15 protein-coding genes are annotated in these 21,136 nt (G+C 66.6%); 7 read left to right on the plus strand and 8 right to left on the minus strand.

Annotated features, from left to right (window positions below):
* Nucleotides 1–152: 152 nt before the first annotated feature.
* Genes DPV79_RS08855 through DPV79_RS08875 form a run of 5 tightly spaced genes read left to right on the plus strand, consistent with a single transcriptional unit; the run spans nt 153 to nt 6,100 of the window.
* Complete coding sequence (locus DPV79_RS08855) at nt 153–404, plus strand: acyl carrier protein (RefSeq protein ID WP_113045213.1); 252 nt, start codon at nt 153–155, stop codon at nt 402–404.
* The gene (locus DPV79_RS08860) at nt 401–1,597 is read left to right on the plus strand and encodes an acyl-CoA dehydrogenase family protein (RefSeq protein WP_113045214.1); all 1,197 of its coding nucleotides are present in this window, start codon (nt 401–403) and stop codon (nt 1,595–1,597) included. Before DPV79_RS08855 ends, DPV79_RS08860 begins: the two co-directional genes overlap by 4 nt.
* Complete coding sequence (locus DPV79_RS08865) at nt 1,594–2,568, plus strand: amino acid--[acyl-carrier-protein] ligase (protein WP_113045215.1); 975 nt, start codon at nt 1,594–1,596, stop codon at nt 2,566–2,568. The genes DPV79_RS08860 and DPV79_RS08865 overlap by 4 nt, the downstream gene beginning before the upstream one ends.
* Complete coding sequence (locus DPV79_RS08870; protein ID WP_113045271.1) at nt 2,565–3,623, plus strand: DUF1839 family protein; 1,059 nt, start codon at nt 2,565–2,567, stop codon at nt 3,621–3,623. The genes DPV79_RS08865 and DPV79_RS08870 overlap by 4 nt, the downstream gene beginning before the upstream one ends.
* Nucleotides 3,620–6,100 carry a glycoside hydrolase family 2 protein gene (locus DPV79_RS08875; protein WP_113045216.1) on the plus strand — a complete coding sequence of 827 codons (2,481 nt, stop codon included), beginning with the start codon at nt 3,620–3,622 and terminating at the stop codon, nt 6,098–6,100. The genes DPV79_RS08870 and DPV79_RS08875 overlap by 4 nt, the downstream gene beginning before the upstream one ends.
* Before the next feature lie 45 nt (nt 6,101–6,145).
* On the opposite strand, the gene DPV79_RS08880 is transcribed toward DPV79_RS08875, so the two are convergent.
* Complete coding sequence (locus tag DPV79_RS08880; RefSeq protein WP_042975033.1) at nt 6,146–7,537, minus strand: sigma-54 dependent transcriptional regulator; 1,392 nt, start codon at nt 7,535–7,537, stop codon at nt 6,146–6,148.
* A 1,465-nt stretch (nt 7,538–9,002) separates the two neighbouring features.
* Between DPV79_RS08880 and DPV79_RS08885 the strand changes: the two genes are divergently transcribed.
* Nucleotides 9,003–9,587, plus strand: a complete 585-nt coding sequence (locus DPV79_RS08885) for a GNAT family N-acetyltransferase (protein WP_021159466.1) — start codon at nt 9,003–9,005, stop codon at nt 9,585–9,587.
* Nucleotides 9,584–11,149: a mannose-1-phosphate guanylyltransferase/mannose-6-phosphate isomerase gene (locus DPV79_RS08890; protein WP_059485039.1), complete on the plus strand. Its 1,566-nt coding sequence runs from the start codon at nt 9,584–9,586 to the stop codon at nt 11,147–11,149. The genes DPV79_RS08885 and DPV79_RS08890 overlap by 4 nt, the downstream gene beginning before the upstream one ends.
* Before the next feature lie 24 nt (nt 11,150–11,173).
* Here the strand turns inward: DPV79_RS08890 and DPV79_RS08895 are convergent, their stop codons facing one another.
* The 7 genes from DPV79_RS08895 to DPV79_RS08925 form a co-directional block, all read right to left on the minus strand.
* The gene (locus tag DPV79_RS08895) at nt 11,174–12,277 is read right to left on the minus strand and encodes a glycoside hydrolase family 71/99 protein (protein ID WP_244321722.1); all 1,104 of its coding nucleotides are present in this window, start codon (nt 12,275–12,277) and stop codon (nt 11,174–11,176) included.
* A gap of 261 nt (nt 12,278–12,538) precedes the next feature.
* The gene (locus DPV79_RS08900) at nt 12,539–13,753 is read right to left on the minus strand and encodes a glycosyltransferase family 4 protein (protein WP_113045218.1); all 1,215 of its coding nucleotides are present in this window, start codon (nt 13,751–13,753) and stop codon (nt 12,539–12,541) included.
* Between the two features lie 159 nt (nt 13,754–13,912).
* Nucleotides 13,913–15,079 carry an acyltransferase family protein gene (locus tag DPV79_RS08905; protein ID WP_113045219.1) on the minus strand — a complete coding sequence of 389 codons (1,167 nt, stop codon included), beginning with the start codon at nt 15,077–15,079 and terminating at the stop codon, nt 13,913–13,915.
* 110 nt (nt 15,080–15,189) lie between these two features.
* The gene (locus DPV79_RS08910; RefSeq protein WP_244321723.1) at nt 15,190–16,881 is read right to left on the minus strand and encodes a serine aminopeptidase domain-containing protein; all 1,692 of its coding nucleotides are present in this window, start codon (nt 16,879–16,881) and stop codon (nt 15,190–15,192) included.
* 314 nt (nt 16,882–17,195) lie between these two features.
* Nucleotides 17,196–18,404: a glycosyltransferase gene (locus DPV79_RS08915; protein ID WP_165843497.1), complete on the minus strand. Its 1,209-nt coding sequence runs from the start codon at nt 18,402–18,404 to the stop codon at nt 17,196–17,198.
* A 52-nt stretch (nt 18,405–18,456) separates the two neighbouring features.
* Entirely contained in the window at nt 18,457–19,695 is a 1,239-nt protein-coding gene (locus DPV79_RS08920) for an MATE family efflux transporter (protein WP_133295627.1), read from the minus strand.
* Nucleotides 19,692–21,125 carry a DUF6418 domain-containing protein gene (locus tag DPV79_RS08925; protein WP_113045272.1) on the minus strand — a complete coding sequence of 478 codons (1,434 nt, stop codon included), beginning with the start codon at nt 21,123–21,125 and terminating at the stop codon, nt 19,692–19,694. The genes DPV79_RS08920 and DPV79_RS08925 overlap by 4 nt, the downstream gene beginning before the upstream one ends.
* Nucleotides 21,126–21,136 lie beyond the last annotated feature (11 nt).

The raw sequence follows: 21,136 nt of genomic DNA on the forward strand, positions 1-21,136 counted from the left end.
GCTTCCTCGGTACGCAGGGTTAGCGGTTTGTAGGGTGGCGAACAGAACGCCGTGTCTGCCAATGGTCTACTGATGCCGGACTGCCGGGGGGACGTCAGCGCGTATGCCGCGTCTGCCCCGAGCGGACGACACCACGCACGCCGGAGCAGCACGTGAAAAACGAAATCAGAACCATCCTGAAGCACGTCGCCCACCTCGAAGCCGCGATCGATTCGATCGGCGACGGGGACGACCTCTACGAAGCGGGCCTCTCGTCGCTCGACACGATCCAGCTGATGCTCGCGATCGAGAGACAATTCAACATCGAGATTCCCGACGAGATGCTGAACCGCAACCTGTTCCGCAGCATCGACGCGCTCGCGGACACGATCGCCACGCTGCAACGCACCGAGCATTCCGCATGAGCGCGCTGCTTCCCGAACTCGCGACCGACAGCGATGCGCATCGGCTCGACGAGGCCGCGCATGCCGTCGCGCAGATCGCCGCGCAGCACGCGGACGCGGTCGACCGGGACGCGCGCTGCCCCGTCGAGGCGATCGAGGCGATGCGCGCGCGCCGCCTGCTCGGCGCAATGGTGCCGACCCATCTCGGCGGCGCTGGCGCGTCGCTGGAGGACATCGCGTCGACCTGCTCGATTCTCGGCCAGGCCTGCGCGTCGTCGGCCATGGTGTTCGCGATGCACCAGATCCAGGTCGCCTGCATCGTCGACCACGCGGTCGACCAGGGCTGGCACAAGCTGTTCCTGCAGCAACTCGTGCGCCACCAGTGGCTGCTCGCATCGGCTACGTCGGAAAACGGCGTCGGCGGCAACCTGCGCGCGAGCCAGTGCGCGCTCGAAACCGACGGCGGCGAGTTCCGGCTGCGCAAATCCGCGCCGACGATCTCGTACGGCGACTATGCGGACGGCATCCTCGCGACCGCACGACGCGATGCGGACGCCCCGGCTTCCGAGCAGGTGCTCGTCACGCTGCTGCGCGATGGCTACACGCTCACGCGCCGCGGCGAATGGGACACGCTCGGGATGCGCGGCACCTGCAGCAACGGTTTCGAGCTCGACGCGCAAGGCGCCGCCGTCCAGTGCCTGCCGGTGCCGTTCGCGAAGATCGCCGAGGAAACGATGGTGCCGGTGTCGCACATACTGTGGGCCGCGGTCTGGATCGGCGTGGCCGGCGACGCGTTCCATCGCGCGCACCAGTTCTTCCGCGCGCAGGCCCGCCAGACCGACGGCGCACCGTCGCCCGCGTCGCGACGCATCGCCGAATCGCTCGCGCTGATGCAGGCCATGCAGGCCCGCGTCGACAACGTGCTGCGCCTCCATGCGAATGCGACCGCGCGCTCGTGGTCGGCCGGCATGGCCTGGGCCGCCGAGATCAACACGCTGAAGACCTACGTGTCGACGACCGCGCTGGAAGTCGCGCACCAGGCCATGATGATCTGCGGGATGGCCGGCTACAAGCAAGGCACGCCGTTCAGCATCGGCCGCCACATTCGCGACCTGCATGCGGCGCCGCTGATGATCAGCAACGACCGCATTGCCACCAACACCTCGAACCTGCTGCTCGCGCTGCGTCCTGCGACGCTGGAGAAACATACGTGAACGATCGCCTTGCCGTGCCCTCCGCCGCCTCCGCTCCCGCCGACGCACCGCTCGACCGCGCGGGCGTCAACCCGCTGCGCGACGAACTGATCGACGCGGGCCTGCTGGTCTCGACCGGCATCCAGGGCCTGTTCGGCCGCAGCGAACGGTTCGAGCGCGTCGTGGAAGCGCTCGACGCGTTCGTCACGCGCATCGGCGCCGACCAGCAGGCCGAAGTGCTGCGCTTCCCGCCGGCCATGAGCCGCATCGAGTTCGAGCGCAGCGAATACATGAAGAGCTTCCCGCAGCTCGCGGGCAGCGTGCACGCGTTCTGCGGCGACGAGCATCAGCACCAGCGCCTGTTGCAGTGTCTCGATCGCGGCGACGACTGGACCGAAAACCAGAAGCCGACCTACGTCGTGATGACGCCGGCCGCGTGCTACCCCGTCTACCCTGTCGTGGCACGCGCGGGCGCGCTGCCGGCCGACGGCCGGATCGTCGACGTATTCTCGTACTGCTTCCGCCACGAGCCGTCGCTCGATCCGACCCGCATGCAGTTGTTCCGGATGCGCGAATACGTGCGGATCGGTACGCCCGAGCAGATCGTCTCGTTCCGCGAGACCTGGATCGAACGCGGCACGCGGATGATCGAGGCGCTGCGCCTGCCCAACGCGATCGACCTCGCGAACGACCCGTTCTTCGGGCGCGGCGGCAAGATCGTCGCGAACAGCCAGCGCGAGCAGAACCTGAAGTTCGAGCTGCTGATCCCGATCGAGCACGACGATCGCCAGACCGCCTGCCTGAGCTTCAATTACCACATGGACCATTTCGGGCTGCTGTGGAACATCCGCACCGCGACGGACGAGGTCGCGCACACGGGCTGCGTCGGCTTCGGCCTCGAACGGCTCACGCTCGCGCTGTTCCGCCATCACGGCTTCGACCTCGATGCATGGCCGCGTGAAGTCCGCGACGTGCTGTGGGGCACGCGATGAGATTCGTGTCCCGCGACGGCGAAGACGCGTCGTTCGAGGATGTGCGCCACCGTGCGCGCCACTACCGGCCGCATCCGCTGCACAGCCAGGAGATGGTCTGGAAGCAGACCAACTGCTACGTCGACATGTGGCTCGAAGTGCTCCGGTGGTGGGGCTTCAATCCGTACGCGGCGCTGCCGTTTACGATCGCGCTCGATTTCGAGGGCGACCAGTTCACGTTCTTCAAGTTTCCGCACGACGAACTGGAGCGGCTGTACGGCATCGTCGTGCAGGAGCACTCGATCTACGAACCGCTCGACCGGCACATCGAGACGCAGGTCGCGCGCGGTCACCTGATGATCGTCGAAGTCGACGCGTGGTTCCTGCCCGATACGCGCGGCAGCAGCTACCGCACGCAGCACACGAAGACGACGATCGGCGTCGATGCGATCGACCGCGCGAAACGCCAGATCGGCTACTTCCACAACAGCGGTTATTACGTGGCCGAGGATTTCGACTACGACGGGCTCGTCGGCGGCAGCTCGCCGATGACGCTGCCACCCTATGTCGAATGCGCGAAACGGCGGTTTGCGCCGCTCGACGAGCGCACGCTGTGCGAGACGTCGCTCGCCGCGCTGCAGCGCCACCTGCGGCGCCTGCCGGTGGTCGACCCGATCGCCGCGTTCCGGCGGCAGTTGCAGACCGACGCGCGGACGCTCGCCGATTCGCCGCTCGAGCGCTTTCATGCGTACTCGTTCAACTCGGTGCGGCAGCTCGGCGCGAACTTCGAGCTGTTCGGCCATTACGCGCGCTGGCTGCAGGCCAGCGGCTGCGTCGGGCCGTTCGCCGAGATCCGCGCCGCGTGCGACCGCATCGCGTCCGAGGCGATGGTGCTGGAATTCCGGCTCGCGCGCGCCTGCGCGCGCGGCAAGGAGGAACGCGGCGATTCGACGCTCGAAGCGATCGAGGCCGCCTACGCGGACGTGGTCGCATGCGCGCGGCAGATCGGCTTGCCGCTGCGGCACATGACGCCCGTGCACAGCGACGCGGCGGCACCCGTGCCGGTCATGCGGTGACGCGCACGCGCGCCCTGCCCGCGTGGTCGATGCTGGCGACGGCCGCGGGGGCCGCACGGGAACCGCGCGATCTCCCGGCCGCCGGCAACGGCTGGATTCCGGCGGCCGTGCCCGGTACCGTGGCACAGTCGCTCGCGCTCGCCGGCCGGCTCGACGAAGCCGTATCGCTCGACGAGCGCGACCACTGGTACCGGATCGAACTGCGCGGACACGGGCCGCGCGTGCTGCGCTTTCACGGCCTCGCGACGCTCGCGCAGGCGTGGCTCGACGACACGCCGATCCTCCGCTCCGACAGCATGTTCGTCGCGCACGACGTGCCCGTGTCGCTCGACGGGTCGCACCGGCTGACCCTCTGTTTCCGCGCGCTCGCCCCGCACCTGCGCGACGCGCGCGCGCCGCGCCGCGCGCGCTGGCGCACGCGCCTCGCGGAGCCGGCGGCCCTGCGCACGATCCGCACGTCGCTGTTCGGGCACATGCCGGGCTGGTTTCCGCCGCATGTGCCGACCGGCCCGTGGCGGCCCGTGGACGTGCTCGATCCGGCCGACGGGCCCGTTCTCGCCGATTGCAACCTGCACGCGCGCATCGAAGGCGACACCGGCTGGCTCGACGCGGACCTGACGTTCGCCGCGCCGCTGCCCGACGCGCTCGCGGCACGGCTGTCGTGCGGCCAGCACCACGCCACGCTCGAACGTGCGGGCCCCGATCGCCTGCGCGCAAGCGTCGCGGTGCCCAACGTGTGCCGCTGGTGGCCGCATACGCACGGCGAGCCGGTGCTGTACGACATTGCGCTGCATATCGGCGACGAGCGTCGACCGCTCGGCGCGACGGGCTTCCGCACGATCGAGGTCGACCCCGGTGCCGACGGCAAGGGCTTCGGGCTGCGCGTCAACGGCGTGCCCGTGTTCGCGCGCGGCGCGTGCTGGAGCAGTGCCGCGCCGCTCGCGCTGCACGCGGACGACGCCACCTACGCCCGCCTGCTCGGGCTCGCGCGCGACGCCGGCTTCAACATGATCCGCATCGGCGGCACGATGACCTATGAAGCCGATGCCTTTCATGCGTGGTGCGACCGGCTCGGGCTGCTGGTCTGGCAGGATTTCATGTTCGCGAACTTCGACTACGCGCTCGACGATCCCGCGTTCGCGGACAACGTCGATCGCGAAGCCCGACAGTTCCTCTCGCGTCACGGCGCATCGCCGTCGCTTGCCGTCCTGTGCGGCGGCAGCGAGATCGCGCAGCAGGCCGCGATGTCCGGGCTCGGGCCGAAGCAGCGCTTCCTCGAGCTGACCGCCGACCGGCTGGCCGGCCATGCGGCCGCATGCCGGCCCGACGTCCCGTACGTGCCCGATTCGCCCGGCGGCGGCGTGCTGCCGTTCATGCCGCGCGAACGCGTGTCGCACTATTACGGTGTCGGTGCCTACCTGCGCCCGCTCGATGACGCACGCCGCGCGGACGTGCGCTTCGCGAGCGAATGCCTCGCGTTCTCGAACGTGCCATGCGACGCGACGCTCGCCGAGCTCGGCTGGCCCGGCGTGCACGAGCCGCGCTGGAAAGCCGCCGTGCCGCGCGACCCCGGCACGTCGTGGGATTTCGAGGACATTCGCGACCACTATCTGCAGACGCTGTACGACGTCGTGCCCGACCGGCTGCGGCGCGAGGATCCGGCGCGCTACTTCGAACTGTCGCGCGCGGTGGTCGCCGACCTGATGCGCGAGACGTTTTCCGAATGGCGGCGCACCGGCTCGCGCTGCGCCGGCGCGCTCGTCTGGCAGTTCCAGGACGTGATGCCGGGCGCCGGCTGGGGGGTAATCGACGCCGCGCACCGGCCGAAATCGGCGTGGCACGCGCTGCGCCAGGTGCTGCAACCCGTACAGGTGCTGCTCGTCGACGAAGGCCTGAACGGGCTCGACGTGCATGTCGTCAACGAGCGCCCCGCGCCGCTGTCGGCGGCGCTCGAACTGGTCGCGCTGCGCGACGGCCGCACGGCGGTTGCACGGGCCGGCTGCCCGGTTCGGATCGCCGCGCACGACACCGTGCGGATCGGTTCGGCCGAGCTGCTCGGCCGCTTCTTCGACTGGACCTACGCGTACCGCTTCGGGCCCTGCGAACACGACACCGTCGTTGCGACCCTGCGCGGCGACGACGGCACCCTGCTGTCGCAGGCATTCCATTTCCCGTCCCGTACGCATCCGGCGGTGCTGGCGCGCCGCGAACTCGGGCTGGAGGCGTGTGTGTCGCGCACCGGCGACACGTGGCACGTCGACATCGATACACGGCACGTCGCACGCCATGTGCAGATCGATGCGCCGGGATTCGTGCCGCGCGACGACTGGTTCCATCTCGCGCCCGGCACGCCGGCGCGCGTGGTGCTCGTTCCGCTTGGAACAGCCGGGAAGAATGGGGCCGCGGATGGGCCGCCGGCCGTGGAAATCCGCGCCGTGAACGCCGCGCGCGCGGTGCGCGCCACGCAGGCCGGTTGACGCGGCGCTCGCGGCTGCGCACGCCGCGAGCGCCCCGGTCGAATCTCAGTCGGACGAGCCCGTCCCGCGCGGACGCTCGATCCCGTATGCCTCCATCCAGCGGTACAGCGTCGCTCGCGACACTCCGAGCTCGCGCGCCGAAGCCGCGACGCGCCCGCGCGTGCGCAGCAGCGCCGTTTCGATTGCCTCGCGCTCGATCGACTTGCGGATGTCGGCCACCGACGGTGACGCCGCATCGAGACAGTATTCGAGCTCGAGATCCTGCGCGGTGATCAGGCGGCCTTCCGTCATCACGACCGCGCGGCGCACGCGGTTGATCAGTTCGCGAACGTTGCCGGGCCAGTCGTGCTTGTACAGTGCCGTGATCGCATCCGTCGAGAAGCCGCGTACGCGATGGCGCGCGTCGCCGCGGAAGCGTTCGAGCATGTGATGCGCGAGCAGCTCGATGTCCTTGCCGCGCGCGCGCAGCGGCGGCTGGTCGATGCGCATCACGCACAGCCGGTGGAACAGGTCGGCCCGGAAGCGCCCCTCCGCCATCGCGTCGCGCAGGTCGACGTGCGTCGCCGACACGATCCGGACATCGACCGGCACCGGATCGCTGCCGCCAAGGCGATGGATTGCACGCTCCTGCAGAAAACGCAGCAAGCTTGCCTGGCTCTCGTGCGGCAGGTCGCCGATCTCGTCGAGCAGCAGCGTGCCGCCGTTCGCCGCTTCGACATAACCGATCTTGCGCGCGTTCGCGCCGGTAAACGCGCCGCGTTCGTAGCCGAACAGCTCGGATTGCAGCAGATGGGGCGGAATGGCGCCACAGTTGACCGCGACGAACGGGCCGTTGCGGCGCTCCGAATGGCGATGGATCGCGACGGCCGTCAACTCCTTGCCGGTTCCCGTTTCGCCGAACACGAACACCGGTGCGTCCGTGCGCGCGAAGCGCCGCACCGTATCGAACAGCCGCAGCATCGCGCTGCAGGTGCCGACGATGCCTTTCTCTTCGGATTCGAGCCGTTCGCGGTCGCGCGCGAACAGGCATTCCATGCCGTACGCATGGCCGACCGTATCGGCGATCCGCTGGTGCGACGCCGGCAACGTGACGTAATCGAAGCAATAGTCGCGCAACAGCGCGCGCACGTTCGGCGACGCCGTCTGGCCGACGTCGACGAGCGCGACCCAGACGACGTCGCGCATCGACGCGCAGGTCGACGCAATGCTGCCGATCGCGTCGGCGTGGCCGCCGCTCAGGTCGAGGATGCCGCAGGTGATCTCGCCGGATGTGTCGCGCAGCTCGCTCGCCTGCGCGACGATCGACACTTTCCAGTCGCGTCGCGACAGTTCCTTTCGCAGCATGACGGACGGCGACTGCGTCCAGTAAATCAGCGGACGCTGCCCGTTACCACTCCCCGCGCCGGCGCTCTTATCGCGCGTTATTGGCATATTCATAACGAACCATCACTTTCTCCACTCCGCGAACCGTTCGCGTGCGCTGCGGCCGGCGGCGCATGGCCGCCTTTCCGCGCTGCGTTTCCGCAGCTTTGGCGAAGATCGAAACTGCACACGGCGAGAACCCCCGGAGGTCGAGCCGGATGTCATCCGGCCTCGTTGTCATCCAACTCGAAGGGAACGCGCGGCTGCGGGAGCCACGACGTTCCCGCTTTGAAGCGGCCCGCCGTCAAGGCGGAGCGCGTCGGCAGACGGGAATGCCGCCGGCATGTGCGTCACGTCGTACACGACAGTGGCGCCCGATGCCGAACCGGATGGCCGCCAACCCGCTTCCGGAATGACCGCCGCATTTCATCCGCATCTGAATTTACACCCCGTTTCGAGATGGTCGTGTTACCAAAAGATAATCCTGAATCAACCGGTTACGCGACCTGTCGCACCGCACCGCGCGTGTTTGTTCACTGAGATTTGATTATCTACGAGCATTCCAGTCAATCAGTGGCAAATACTACTTTTCCGCAAGATGGGGGCGGTCGATTGCATGTGATATCCATCGAAATCCCCCTGAAAGGTCGGCACCGCATTTCATTTTCCACATAATCGGGCCCACCGCCGGCAGGCCGCATCGTATCGCGACCGCATGCGGCCTGCTCGTCCCGCACGGGTCCTGCTCTTGTCCCGCACTTGTCACGCACTTGTCCGTTACATGCCGTAATCAACCAGACCGCGTCGTGCATCCCGTTCCGCGGTGCCGGCACACGGCGAAACGCCCGCCGCGCACGCCGGTCGTCCTCCGGCGAATCGTCGCGGCCAGACGCGATGCCGATCGTGCCGACCGCCGCCCCCCGCAGTGCAGCATGGCGACGCCCGGTCGCGACACGCCCGTGTCCTGCGATCCGTCTGTAAGGATGCGGGCCGCCCGTTGTCGTAATCGGCCACGCCGGACCGCCTGATCGCCGGGCGCAGCGCCGACGCATCGCCGCGGTGTCGCGTGCGTGCAGACAATGGCGTGGGGATGAGGGACGCGTGTGCCGCGCGGGCGCGCACGATCCGGAAGGAATTCGACGAGGCTCGACACGGTCTGCCCATGCGATGCAGCCGACCGCGAGCGTGTGCCCGGCACCGCCATGCACGATCGCCCCGTCGTGAATGCTCGAAATCTTCAAGTCCTGCCCCGGTTCTTTATTGACGTTCGATGTTGGCTGGCCGCGCATCGAGGCGGGCCGCGACGATGGGTCAATTATGGAAAAGCACGGGCCGCCGCGGTGTGTGCTACCGCACTTTTCGGCGCTCGCGCGGCAGGCCGCGCTGTGCGAGCCGCGCCGGCCGCGCGAATCCGGAGCGAGAGTACGCTTTCGAACAGACCGGCGCACGGCGCACCCGGATGATGAGAATCGCCGCACCGCACGGAACGATCGCGTCCGCGCGGCACGGCGTGCCGAAGGCATCACGCGAGGACAGCATCATGGAATGGCATTGTTGTGAATTCGAACATCTGGGCGCCGTCGATCTCTACGCAATCCTGCGTGCGCGCAACGCCGTGCTGGTGGTCGAGGACGCGCACACGCATCTCGACATCGACGGCAAGGACGCCGGTGCGCTGCATGTCTATGCAACCGTACGCGACGGCGACACGATGGAAGTCGCGGCCTACGCACGCATCCTGCCCGGCGACGACATCGACCCGGACGCCGTGATCGACAAGGTTCTGACGAGCGAGCGCCGACGCGACGACGCGACGCTCGAGCAGCTGATCGGGCGCGCCCTCACCGCCGCGCAGGCGGCGTGGCCCGACGCCGCGGTGCGCACGCACGTCCCGGCACCGCGCCAGGCGTTCTACAAGCGTTTCGGATTCCGCAAGGCCTACGGCCCGTATCTCGAACAGGGTGCGCCGTTCGTCGGCCTGGTGCGGCCCAGCGACCGCGCGGCAGGCGCGCTGCGCGGCCTGCTGCAGCGGGTCGTTTCGGCACACCGGTCGCGCGACGACGACGCACGTGCCGACAGCCGTACACACAACCGGCTGCCCGCCGACACCGGAGCCAATCGATGACCCGCACCCTTCGCCCGGTTCCCGATCCCGACCTGCCGCGCATCCTGCCGGTGATTCTCGCCGGCGGCTCCGGCACCCGGCTGTGGCCGCTGTCCCGCGAGCAGTATCCGAAGCAGTTGATCGAGCTGATTTCGAACGAATCGCCGCTGTCGGCGACGGCGCGCCGCCTGAACGGCATCGCGAACGCGTCGCTCGGCGACACGTTGCTGCTGGTCTGCGGCGAACAGCATCGCATCATGAGTGCCGCGCAGGTGGTCGGTCGCGCGGCGCCGGCCCGCATCCTGCTCGAACCGGCCGCGCGCAACACCGCGCCCGCGCTGACGCTTGCGGCGCTCGACGCGAGCCAGCTCGCGGACGATCCCGTGCTCGCGGTGATGCCGGCCGATCACGTGATCACCGACGTCGGCGCGTTCCAGGACGCGATCGCGCGCGCGGCGCGCTACGCGCAGGAAGGGGCGATCGTCACGCTCGGCGTGCTGCCCCGACGCGCGGAGACGGGCTACGGCTACATCCAGGTCGGCGAGCCGCGCACGGGCCGCCACGGTGGCCAAGGCGGCTACGCGATCGGGCGCTTCGTCGAAAAACCCGATGCGACGCTGGCCGAACGCTACCTGCAATCCGGCGATTACTGGTGGAACAGCGGGATTTACGTGACGCGCGCATCGGTCTGGCTGAAGGCGATCGGCGCACTCGCACCGGACATCCATGCGGCCTGCGAAACCGCGTGGCGCGCGGGCATCCCCGAGGATCCATTCTTCCGGATCGATGCGGCGGCCTTCGACACGTGCCCGTCCGACTCGATCGACTACGCGGTGATGGAACGGCTCGCGGAACACGGCGAACTCGGCATCGAAGGCATCGTGGTGCCGCTCGCGGCCGGCTGGTCGGATGTCGGCACCTGGGATGCGATCTGGGAAATCATGCCGAAGGACGATCACGGCAACGTCGCGCGCGGCCCGATCGTGTTCGAGGACACGCAGGACAGCCTCGTGCGTTCGGAGGGCCGCCTGATCGCGTGCGTCGGGATGAAGGACGTCGTCGTGATCGAGACGCCCGATGCCGTGCTGGTCGCGAACAAGCACGACGTGCAGCGCGTGAAGAACATCGTCGAGCGCCTGAAGACCGACCGGCGCCCGCAGGCGCGCGAGCACCGCAAGGTGCAGCGGCCGTGGGGGCACTACGATTCGATCGATCTCGGCCAGCGCTTCCAGGTGAAGCGGATCGTCGTCGAGCCCGGCAAGCGGCTGTCGCTGCAGATGCACTATCACCGCGCCGAGCACTGGATCGTCGTGCGCGGCACCGCGAAGGTGACGCGGGGCAGCGAGACGTTCCTGCTGTGCGAGAACGAGTCGACGTACATCGCGGTCGGCGAAGTGCATCGCCTCGAGAATCCCGGCCGGATTCCACTCGAAATCATCGAAGTGCAATCGGGCGACTATCTCGGCGAGGACGATATCGTTCGGTTCGACGATCAGTATGGGCGGGCGACCTGCGCACCGCAGGAACCGGGTGCGTCAAAGCCGGCCGCGCGGATCCTGCCGACGGCCAGCGATGTGCAATGAGCGTGCTGCCGTTGCCCGTGCGCGTCAGCGCACGACGACAGGCGGCGACACGACGTTCTCGATGAACGGCTTGCCGACGGCCTTGATGAAATAGGTGCCCGCGCCGCTGTCCGGAAGCGGAATGCTCGTCATATCGGCCGGATAGCGGCCGACCAGCCTGAACGACACGGCGCCGAGCTGCTCGTACAGTTCGAGATGGTCGACGGTTTCCTGATGGGTGATCCGGACGGCCACGCTCGCCCCCACGGGCTGCGCGTCGATCGCGGTACAACTGGCAATGCCGGTTTCGAGTGCGCTCCCCTCTTCGTAGTCGTTCCACGTGATCAACTGGACGAACGGCAACTGCTGCCGCACGCTGAAGCGCTCGTTGATGCTCCTGAACGTATCGAGCCAGGTCCGGCCGCACGCCGGCGCAAGATAGCGTGGCGCCGCGGCGCCCCACGATGCTTTCGTATCGTCGAACCCGCTCCATGCGCCGCCGACCGTGATCATTCCGGGTGGCTGGTTCTGCGCAATGTTGTAGAAGCGCTCGCGATACAGCAAGTCGTGCCGCGTGCCGGCTGCCTGTGGCGTGTTCCATGGCGACGGCTGCTCCCAGACATATGCGCCCTTGCTGTACGGAAGATCGAAGCCTTGTGCCAGCGTATGAATCCAGTAGATGTCGGGGTAGGCCGCGTGAATGCGCGCCCAATCAGCCTTCCCGACTGCGTCCATCCCGAACTCCGACACGATCGGATGGCCGTCGTAACGCAGATACTGGTTCGACGTGAAGTATTCGCGGCTGATGTACGCAAGGTTGTTCAGGATTGTCGCGGTCAGATCGCACCCGCGACATGCATTGAACTTGAAGGAGCCGCTGTCGATCATGATCGAGAACGTCATCCCGGGAAACTTCGCCAGTTCAGGCAGGGACGCCCGCCATGCCGTGTCGACGAAATGCCCCGCGCCATACCAGTCGACGATTACGCCGTCGATGCCTCTCGAGCGCATGTCCGCGAAGGTACGAAAAGCCTGGCGGGGGTCGTCGGATCGATAACCGACGTCCACGCCGCGCGGGTCGGGGCCCCACCACGGCAGATAGTGGGCCAGCACCTGCGTCGTACTGCCCGGATACAGCAGCGTGTGCACGTCGATTTTCGATATCGATGACGTACCTCCGAGCAATCCGTTCGACGAACCCTTGAAATCGTGGCTGGCAGACGTATTGGCCGGTGCGATTGCCTCCACCCGCATGCCGTCATGGCAGTAGCCTTGACCGGCCGACAACATCAGTATGCCAAGCGCGACCGCCGCGATACGTCGACATCTCCACATAACGCTCCTCTCGAGTGAGTCTCATGGCCGCGCGACGAATGCGCGGCCGGTGCCGTAACGATTCCGCAGCGTGCCCTACCGCCCCTGTTGCCCGCCGAGCTCCATCCACGACGCAAGCTGCGCCGCGTAGCGCGACGGCGAATATGCCGCGCAATCGTAGTGCCGGCCGGTGGTACGCAAGTGACGGGCCAATTCGTCGAGCGCGCTCGCCAGGCCGGCCGCCGAATTCCGGTACAGGATCTTGTTGCCGATCTCGCTGCCGAACGTCGACAGGCTCCCGATCTCGTGCGCAAGCACCGGCAGCCCCAGCGTGGCGGCCTCGACCAGCACGAGCGGCGCGTTTTCGGCCCAGACGGACGGCAGCACCAGCGCATCGTGTGCGCGCAGTGCATGAAACAGCTCGCCGTGGCCAAGTCGTCCGGCGAAACGCAGCCGTCGAGCCTGAACCAGATCCTGGTGGCGTGTTTCGAGTTGCGCACGCAGCATCCCGTCGCCGTAAAGTGTCAGGCTCCCGATTCGACGGAAATCCGTCTGACGTGCCAGTTCGATGAACTCGTCAATGCCTTTCTCCGCGTCGAGCCGACCGACATAGGCGAGATCGAACTGCTCGCGATCACACACACGTGGCGGAAACGGTTCTGCCAGCGTGCTCACCGGATTCGGCAGCAATGCACTTTTCGTGATGCCTCGCTGCGCCAGTGCCGAGCGCATGTACGGGCTCGGACACAGGAACAGGTCGAATACGTTTCGCGGGTTGCAGTACGCATACACGGCATGCCAGTGCAGCTTTTTCACCGCGTCGTGGAGACGTCCGCGAGGGCTCGCCAATCCGAACAGCCGCGCCGGTTTCGACAGCGCATCGACCGGGACCGGCACCGGGCGGCCGTCGCGATAGGTCAGCAGGTTCGGGTTGTAAAACACCAGGTGGTAGTCGTGGCACGTGAGATACGTTCGAAATCCCTGTTCGCGCCGCCGCCGTGCGAGTACCGGCAGGATCGATTGCGTCAGCAGGTTGTGATAGTTGTGCACGAGCACGCGATGCGGGCGCACCTTGTCGAGCAGCGCCGCCAGCGCACTCGCCGCAGCGCGGTTCCAGCCGCGCGTGAACGCGCCTTCGCCTGGCGGGAAATTCGTCTCGTCGAACGAGTACACGTCGACGCCCGGAATGTTTCTCAGCACCTCGATGGACGTCCGGTAGACCTCCTCCGCGCCGCCCTTTCTCGCGTAGTCGTTGATGACGACCACGCGCGTGACTTCCGGGCGGGATCCGATTGACGTGAAGCTGCTCAATTCGGCATCCGCAACGTGTATTGAACGATCCGATATCGCGGCCTGCCGCCACAATCATCCATCTCCATTGCACTCTTCACCATCATCTCCACTCCGTACAGTCCATTCGTGCCGGCAACCGGGGGGGCGCCGTTTCAAGCCGTCTTTCGTCCATGCCCGTCAGTTTCGAATCGGATCTCGCGACGGGTTGACCGAACCCTTGCCGATCGGCAGGTCGCCGCGTTGTCGCGACGCGGTCAGGCGATGCGCAAGCCGCACACAGGGCGCCTCGCAATACCGGTAGCTTGCGTACGACAGCGCGATCAATGGCACGACCGGAACGATCATGTAGACGCCCAGCGGCCACCCGGACCATCGGTAGTGTTCGCACAACCAGTAGAACCCGAACAGCGGGATCGCGTGAAACAGGTAAACCGAGTAGCTGACTTCGCCCAGCTTCGCAACCATGCGCAGGCGAACCTTCAATACCGTCGCCATCGCCACGAAGATCGCAATGCCCACCATGTAAGCCAGCGACGACGGCAGATGCGCCACGTTGTGCTGCCGCCAGTCGTTGACCACCCCCATGAGCGCAACGCCGACGATCATCGCCGTCAGCAGGCCGACGACGAACCGGTACGTCAGCATGATGCGATGGTGTTCGCGTAGCCCGCATCGCACCTCCAACGTTGCATGCGGGTGGTCGTAGGCCTGACGAAAACATGCGCCCCAGAACATGATCGCGAGGTGGTACGGCATGGCCTTGTACTGGCCCAGCGTATGCTCGGGAAAGACGCGCAACCCGAGGGCGATCACGAACACCGCGCAAAGCCCGATGCAGACGAGCGCGAGATCGCGCATCCGGTGCAGCCCGCCCCACCAGAACAGCACGAGACACAACCCGTAGAAGTACAGTTCGGTCTCGAGCGTCCAGTAATGCCCCATGATCGGCTCCTGCCCCAGCGCGGTCGGAATCATCGTGGTGTTCGCCACGATCAACCACGCGCTCACCGGCTTTCCGAACAACGTCCAGAAGACCAGGCAGCCGACCGGAATGGACAACCAGAATGCCGGATACAGCCGCAGGAAACGGCGAATCAGGAAGCGTCGCGTGCCGGGTCCGACGGGGCCACGCAAGCTGACCGGAATCAGCAGGCCGCTGATGCCGAAAAAGACCACCACGCCGATCCGTCCGAAATTGACGGAGCGCTGCAGCGTGTCAAGCCACTGCTGAGCGCCGGCCAGCGGCGCGAACCGCTCGGCGTAGTGCGTCCAGATGACGAGCAGAACCGCGACGGCGCGCATCGCATCGATATGGTCCAGACGTCCGGGGCTTTCGGGGTTCATCGTATGACTCGCAGAGGCCGGTCAGTGTTGGCGAAGACAGGCGAGTTACCGTATCACCGCACCGGTTCGCCGACTGTGCGACATCTGACACAGCCTCCGCCGCCCGTCGATCACGCCGGCGATTCGGCCTTGACGATCCTTCCTGCTGGTACGCGGCGCGCATCGAGCCCCTTGACGAACTCGCTGCAAAGCCCGACCACCGCTTCGACCGCATGCGAGCTGAAGACACTGTGATCGAGATCGTCGACCACGACGGCGCGTGCGCCCGAATACCGGGACACGCGCTTGCCGCGCGGGCCGAAGTACATCGACATCAGGTCCAGGCTGCTGTCGTATGCGCCGCACACGAACAGCGTGCTCACCTCCTTGCGCTGCAGCGTACGCAAGATGTCATGGGGCTCGACCGGCAGCGTCTCCGCGCACGACCATCCGGCGATCCGGCGTCGCCATGCGCCGATCCGCACGGCCGCGAGCGTCGTCACGCGCTTCAGCACGAGCCGGACGAACGGCATGATCCTGCGCTTGCCGGCCAGCACCTGCTTCCATTTCTCCAGCTCGAAGAACGACGACCGGTAACCGGCCATCGAATTGGGCCGATGCCGGCGAAGCGCGTCGGTCGACAGGCCGTCGGGCATGTGGAAGCTCTGCAGGTTCACCGAGATGACGCCCGACAATGCGCGCCCGACGAGCGCCGCGCGCAACGCGCTGTATGCGCCCGAGCAGATGCCGAACGACACGACATGCCGATACCCCTGCTCCTTCAGCCAGTGGGCGGCCGTCGAAACGTCCTCGACGACCGCGCTCGAATAGACCGGCTGACGCGCGTCGTCCGGCGTGCCGCCGCGCGCGGATGAGCTGTCGCCGATCCCGCTGCCGTCGAACCGCAGCGATGCGATGCCGCGCCGCGCCAGCTCCCGGGCGATCCGCACGGAGAGCCGGCTGTCGCCGACGTGCGGGCTGGCAGACGTATTCGTGATCAGCAAAACCGACCCACGGTCGTGCATCCCATGCGGCGTGCACAAGATGCCGAACAAGCCGGCCACCCCGAACCTGACCGGCTGCTCGCAGGCTTCCGGCGTGCGGAGCACCAGGTAGGCATCCTGTCCCGGTTTCGAAGCAACACGTGGCGCTGGCTCATGCCGGACTTCCTTGGCCGCGATCCAGTCGACCACCGCGTCGAACACCCGCGTGGGCAGGCTCGAGAACGTCGTCTCCTGCATGAACGCGGCATAGCCTTCGAATGACCGGCGCTCGACCGAGCCGCCCAACCCTTCGAGCTGCCTGTGCAGCGGCTCGCTGCCACCTGCGTTCACGTCGACGATCAGCGTGCCCGATGCCGGCACGCCCGCGCAGTCCTTCAATGCGTCGACCGCATCGAACGCGTTGAGCCGTGCGCGGAACGCCGGACTGTAGACCTGCCCGAGCACGTTGAACGGCGCGTCCTTCGGCTGCGCCTCCCGTAACGGCACCGGTAGCTGGTCGAGCCAGATATTGCGCATGATCGACAGCTCGCGCACATAGCTGCGCCCGCTTGCCACCGGTGCAAGCAACACGAGCTGATCCGCGTCGTACCGATCGGCCGCCAGCAACGCGAATGCAGCGCCCAGCCGCAGGCCGCACAACGTCACTCGCGCCACGCCCGTTTCTTTCCGCAGTTGCGCGATGGCCGCGCCCACGTCGTCGACCGCCGTCTCGAACTGGTCGCTCGCGCCATCGGCACCCACGGAATCGCCGGTGCCGCGGTAATCGAAGCGCAGCACCGGCATCCCGCGGGCGGACAGGCGGTCCGCCAGATACCGCATGCCGCCATGACTCCAAACGGATTCGTGTCCAAAAGCGTTGCACAGGACGACGCCCCGCGTCCCGTTGCCCGGATGCAGCCATCCGAACCGTCCGCCAAATATGATCGGTCTCATTTTCTATTAGGTATCGGTGAAGAATGGATACGGCGCCCTTCGGCCGAACTGCTGAATCGATCGGCCGCAGGACGGCAAATCGCTCGCGGAAGACGTTCCCCTATCCGGTAGCCACGCTGCACATGCGGGTCCGGAAACCTGTCGTCCGCGAGCCGTTCAGGTCACGACATCGATGCCCTCCTCTGCGCTGCGTTGACCCGTCACGACGGGTTATCCGGCGGTGGCGCGATCAGCTTTCGCCACCGTCGATCGAATACCGGCGTGCTGAAGCGCTGCTCGCAATACGCGGCAAATCGCATCGCCGCTTCCACGACGCGATCCAGCTCCGCGGCCGGCTCGACAATGAACCGTTCGAGTCGCGATTCGCTCATCGCAAGCGTGTCATCGTGGAACCCGAGGCCCTCGAAGGCCGCTTCGTTACCGACCGGCACGCAGCCGTACGACACGGCTTCCAGCACTTTCGACTTGATGCCGCCACGCAGGAATGCGGGACACAGCGCAATCGAGCTTGGCGTATAGACGTCCGCCTGGGTCGGCGCGAAGCCGGCGAACTCGACATTCGGCACGGGATCGTAGCGGCCGGCCATGCGCCCGTAGATCACCAGCGGTGTGGCCGGCCCGACACGCGCCCACAACGCCACCAGGTACTCGATCGCCAGCCGGTTCTGCAACTGGCGGTCCGAACCGATGAACACGAACCGCAACGGCGTCACCGGATGGCGCACGGGCAACAGCGCATTCATCGGCGGTGCGATCACGTGTGTCTTCATCGCTTCGGCGTCGGTGAGCGAGCACCGCAACGCGTGCGCGTCCTCCGTGGAGACAAGCGTGACGGCATGCGACGCTCCGATCGCCTCGCACTCCTGCCGCTTCAGCGCATACGCTTCATAGCCCAGGAGTGCGTTACGGATCAGCCTCGCGTTGGCGAGCCTGACGAACGGCCCCGGCAGCGACTTTTCCAGATATCCGGCGGACAGCGGAAAATCCTGCTCGCGCAGGATGTTCGCGCGGCGCGACATCAGATCGTCGAAGTCCACGACGATCCGGCAACCGGGCACGCGGTGCCGAACCAGGATCGCGTAGTCCACGAGCCGTATGCCGTCGAAGTAGATCACGTCCGGTTTGAATGCGTCGATGACGCGAAGCAGCGCCGTCCGCTTGCGCGGATGCGAAAACATCGCCACCTGAAGCGCGCACGGCGCGCCCCGCAGCACGCTCCATCCCACGCGAACCGCGGCACCGATCTTCGCGCCGATACCGCCTTCCTCGAATACCGACCGGATCTTGAATTCGGCTACTTCCGTGTGGTCGCCGATCGCCTTCCGGATGAAGCGCAGCGTGCGCTCCCGCCCGTTCGACACGTCTTGCGGAATGTCCCGCGTCATCACCATCAGCACCCGGTTTTTCACGAGCGACCTCCCCATCGATCCGAAACCCTCTTGCTTGCACGGAACCGGCCGTTCATGGACGCACCCTGTTACGGAAGAGATTCCCGAGCACGACGCACCAGAACGCGACGAGCGAGACGGCAATCCCCGTCGAAGGCGCATACATCACCAGCGCGCGCGGCATGACGAACGGTGCGGCGACAATCGCAGCGACGATCAGCACCTGCTTGACCATGACGAGCCGATAGCGGCGCACGGCCAGGAGCCAAGTGCTCAGCCCCGCATCGACAAACGTGGCGATCGAGCAGCCGGTCGCATAGATCATGATCGGCACGCCGTCGACGAACGCGGGCCCATAGATCATCAGGAACACCTTGCGGCCGACGAACCAGCTGCCGACCCACGCGACACATCCGACGAGGCCGAGATACAGGCCCAGCTTCAACGCCTTGGCGCGCACCAGCGTCTCGGTCCGTGCCGAAAAGACCATGCTCGGCGCCAATGCCAGCGCGAGCGTCGTGCCGACCGAATTCCACTGCTCGACCAGCGACGCCGCCGACGCGTAAATGCCGAGATCGGCCTTGGAGACCAGCACGCCGAGCAGCAGCCGGTCCATGCGCAGCACCAGCACGCTGGCCGCGATGGCAGGCCATATCCGCAGCCCGCGCACGACCAGCGCTTTCGTGACGGCCGCGCTGCCGCGGAACGATTTCGGCGACTTCAACGCCAGTGCGCGATAGCGGCTGAACGGCGCGGCGGCCGCCACGCATGCCTCGAGCGGCCATGCGAACGCAGCGACGACCACGCCCATCGACGCGTGCGCCGCGACGTACAGCCACAGCACGCGGACACAGCTTGCGTAGGCCCTCGCCCGCGTAATGACCCACGGCCTGGATTCGGCATAGGCCATCAGCGAACCGAGCGCGATCGGCTCCACGATCAACGCGAAGGCCGCGATCAGCGTGAGCTCGGAGACGCTGGACGGCCGCATGACGATCACCACGATGCCCATGAACAGCAGCATGACTGCGAGCGTCAGCGTGAGCCGCAGACGGAACGCACGGTAGACGACCATGTGCCGCAAGCGCGGATGCTTGCCGAGGATCGGCTGGATCACCTGTGCGCCGAAAATCAGCGCAACGCTGCCGATCACGTACGCGAGCGACAACGCGAACTGCAATTCGCCGAACAGGCGCGCGCCGTAGATGTTCGCGAACAGGTGATTGCTCGCGATCGCCGCGAGCGCGCCGATGATCTTTTCGCACACCACGCCCGCGAACGACGAAAACAGAAGCCTGACAAACGCGTTCAAGATATCCCCGTCCCCGTTGCGTCGGCGCTCACGCGCCTCGCATCGACGCAATACCACCAGGCCAGCGCGATCGCCAGATAGAACAGTGTGCGCGCGCCGAACAACGTCCAGTAGTCGCCTTGCTGGATCGCGTAGGTCGCATACGCAAAGATTTTCGTGGTCAGCCACAGCATCACGACCCCGCCGCGCATCGTGACCCGGATCAGGATCGCGCTCGCCTTACCGTAGATCGCGCCCGTCAACGCGACGAAGAGCGCACCGCCCGCATAGCCGAACCAGTAAACCGGTACCGCCATGTTGCCCATCGTGAATGTGACATCGTCGAACACGTAGGCCTTGAGGATCTCGGACGTGCCGTACGACAGCATCAAGTCGCGCAGGCCGCTCGCCGGTGCATCGCTGAAAAATGTCGGCTCGGTAAACGAGCCCAAAGAACCGACGAAGCGCCCGAACGCGGCCATGCCGCCCAGCGTCGGTGCGCTGAACAGGTGTGCATCGCCGTCCACCACGTACCACGCCTGCCCCTGTTCCAGAAAGCGCGACACCACCGTCTCGGCGATGTCCAGCCCCTGTCCCCTGTACGCATAGAACACCGATACGCTGCCGATCACCAGCGCGATGACCGAGCCGATCCCGAGATAGCGCATCACCGGCTTGCCGTTCATCGCGTGAATGGCGATGAACGGGATCAGAAATGTCAAGCACACATGCAGCACGGCCATGAACTGCTCGCCATGCAACGCCTCGAGCACCAGATCGGAGACGATCAGTAAGACCGACGTCCATCGCACGGCCCGGTTCGAACTCGTACAAAAGGTGCCAAGCAGCACGGCGACGAACGTCTGGTTGTTCAGGAACAGGTTGAACAGCGAGCTGTTCGACGCGTCGTTGCGCAGCGCGTAGCGGTTGACGCCGCTCAGAACCGCGAAGCCGCCCGTCAGGCCGGCCAGCACGCCCGTCACGAGAATCGCGCCGACCAACCCCAGCCCGAGCACGACACTGACTGGCTGGCGCGTCATCCGCGCGCGGATCGGCGGGTGCACGAAGCGCTCGTCCAGGGACCGCTCGAACGCGAACAGCGCGCACGCGACGAAGATCACATAGAACGTCAGCAAGCGGCTGAACGCGCCGTTCGCACCGCCAAAGATGTCCGTTTCCCGCAGGAATCCACCGGATTCGATCCCCACGCCTGCCACGAACGCGGTCAATCCGATCACCAGTGTGTAGAGCATCGACACGGCGAACACCGGGCGGGCGACGACCAGCGCAACCAGCCCGGCGACCGCCACCAGCAACGAGCAGGTCGCGCTCGGTTCCATCACGCCGAGCGCCGGCAGCATCGCGTTGACCGTCAGCGCGAGGATGAACAGCGTCGACACGGCCAGCCCCGTGAATGCCGCGGCACGGCCATCCGCCCGAATCGTTCGCATCGCCGCTTCGT

Origin of the sequence: Burkholderia reimsis (assembly GCF_003294055.1) — a bacterium.
Taxonomy (GTDB): domain Bacteria; phylum Pseudomonadota; class Gammaproteobacteria; order Burkholderiales; family Burkholderiaceae; genus Burkholderia; species Burkholderia cepacia.

What these genes read in the sequence shown, in the direction of transcription:
- DPV79_RS08880 (WP_042975033.1), bottom strand. Translation starts at nt 7,537, where the DNA reads ATGAATATGCCAATAACGCGCGATAAGAGCGCCGGCGCGGGGAGTGGT.
- DPV79_RS08905 (WP_113045219.1), bottom strand. Translation starts at nt 15,079, where the DNA reads ATGAACCCCGAAAGCCCCGGACGTCTGGACCATATCGATGCGATGCGC.
- DPV79_RS08890 (WP_059485039.1), top strand. Translation starts at nt 9,584, where the DNA reads ATGACCCGCACCCTTCGCCCGGTTCCCGATCCCGACCTGCCGCGCATC.
- DPV79_RS08885 (WP_021159466.1), top strand. Translation starts at nt 9,003, where the DNA reads ATGGAATGGCATTGTTGTGAATTCGAACATCTGGGCGCCGTCGATCTC.
- DPV79_RS08870 (WP_113045271.1), top strand. Translation starts at nt 2,565, where the DNA reads ATGAGATTCGTGTCCCGCGACGGCGAAGACGCGTCGTTCGAGGATGTG.
- DPV79_RS08860 (WP_113045214.1), top strand. Translation starts at nt 401, where the DNA reads ATGAGCGCGCTGCTTCCCGAACTCGCGACCGACAGCGATGCGCATCGG.
- DPV79_RS08910 (WP_244321723.1), bottom strand. Translation starts at nt 16,881, where the DNA reads ATGCGGTATCTGGCGGACCGCCTGTCCGCCCGCGGGATGCCGGTGCTG.
- DPV79_RS08925 (WP_113045272.1), bottom strand. Translation starts at nt 21,125, where the DNA reads ATGCGAACGATTCGGGCGGATGGCCGTGCCGCGGCATTCACGGGGCTG.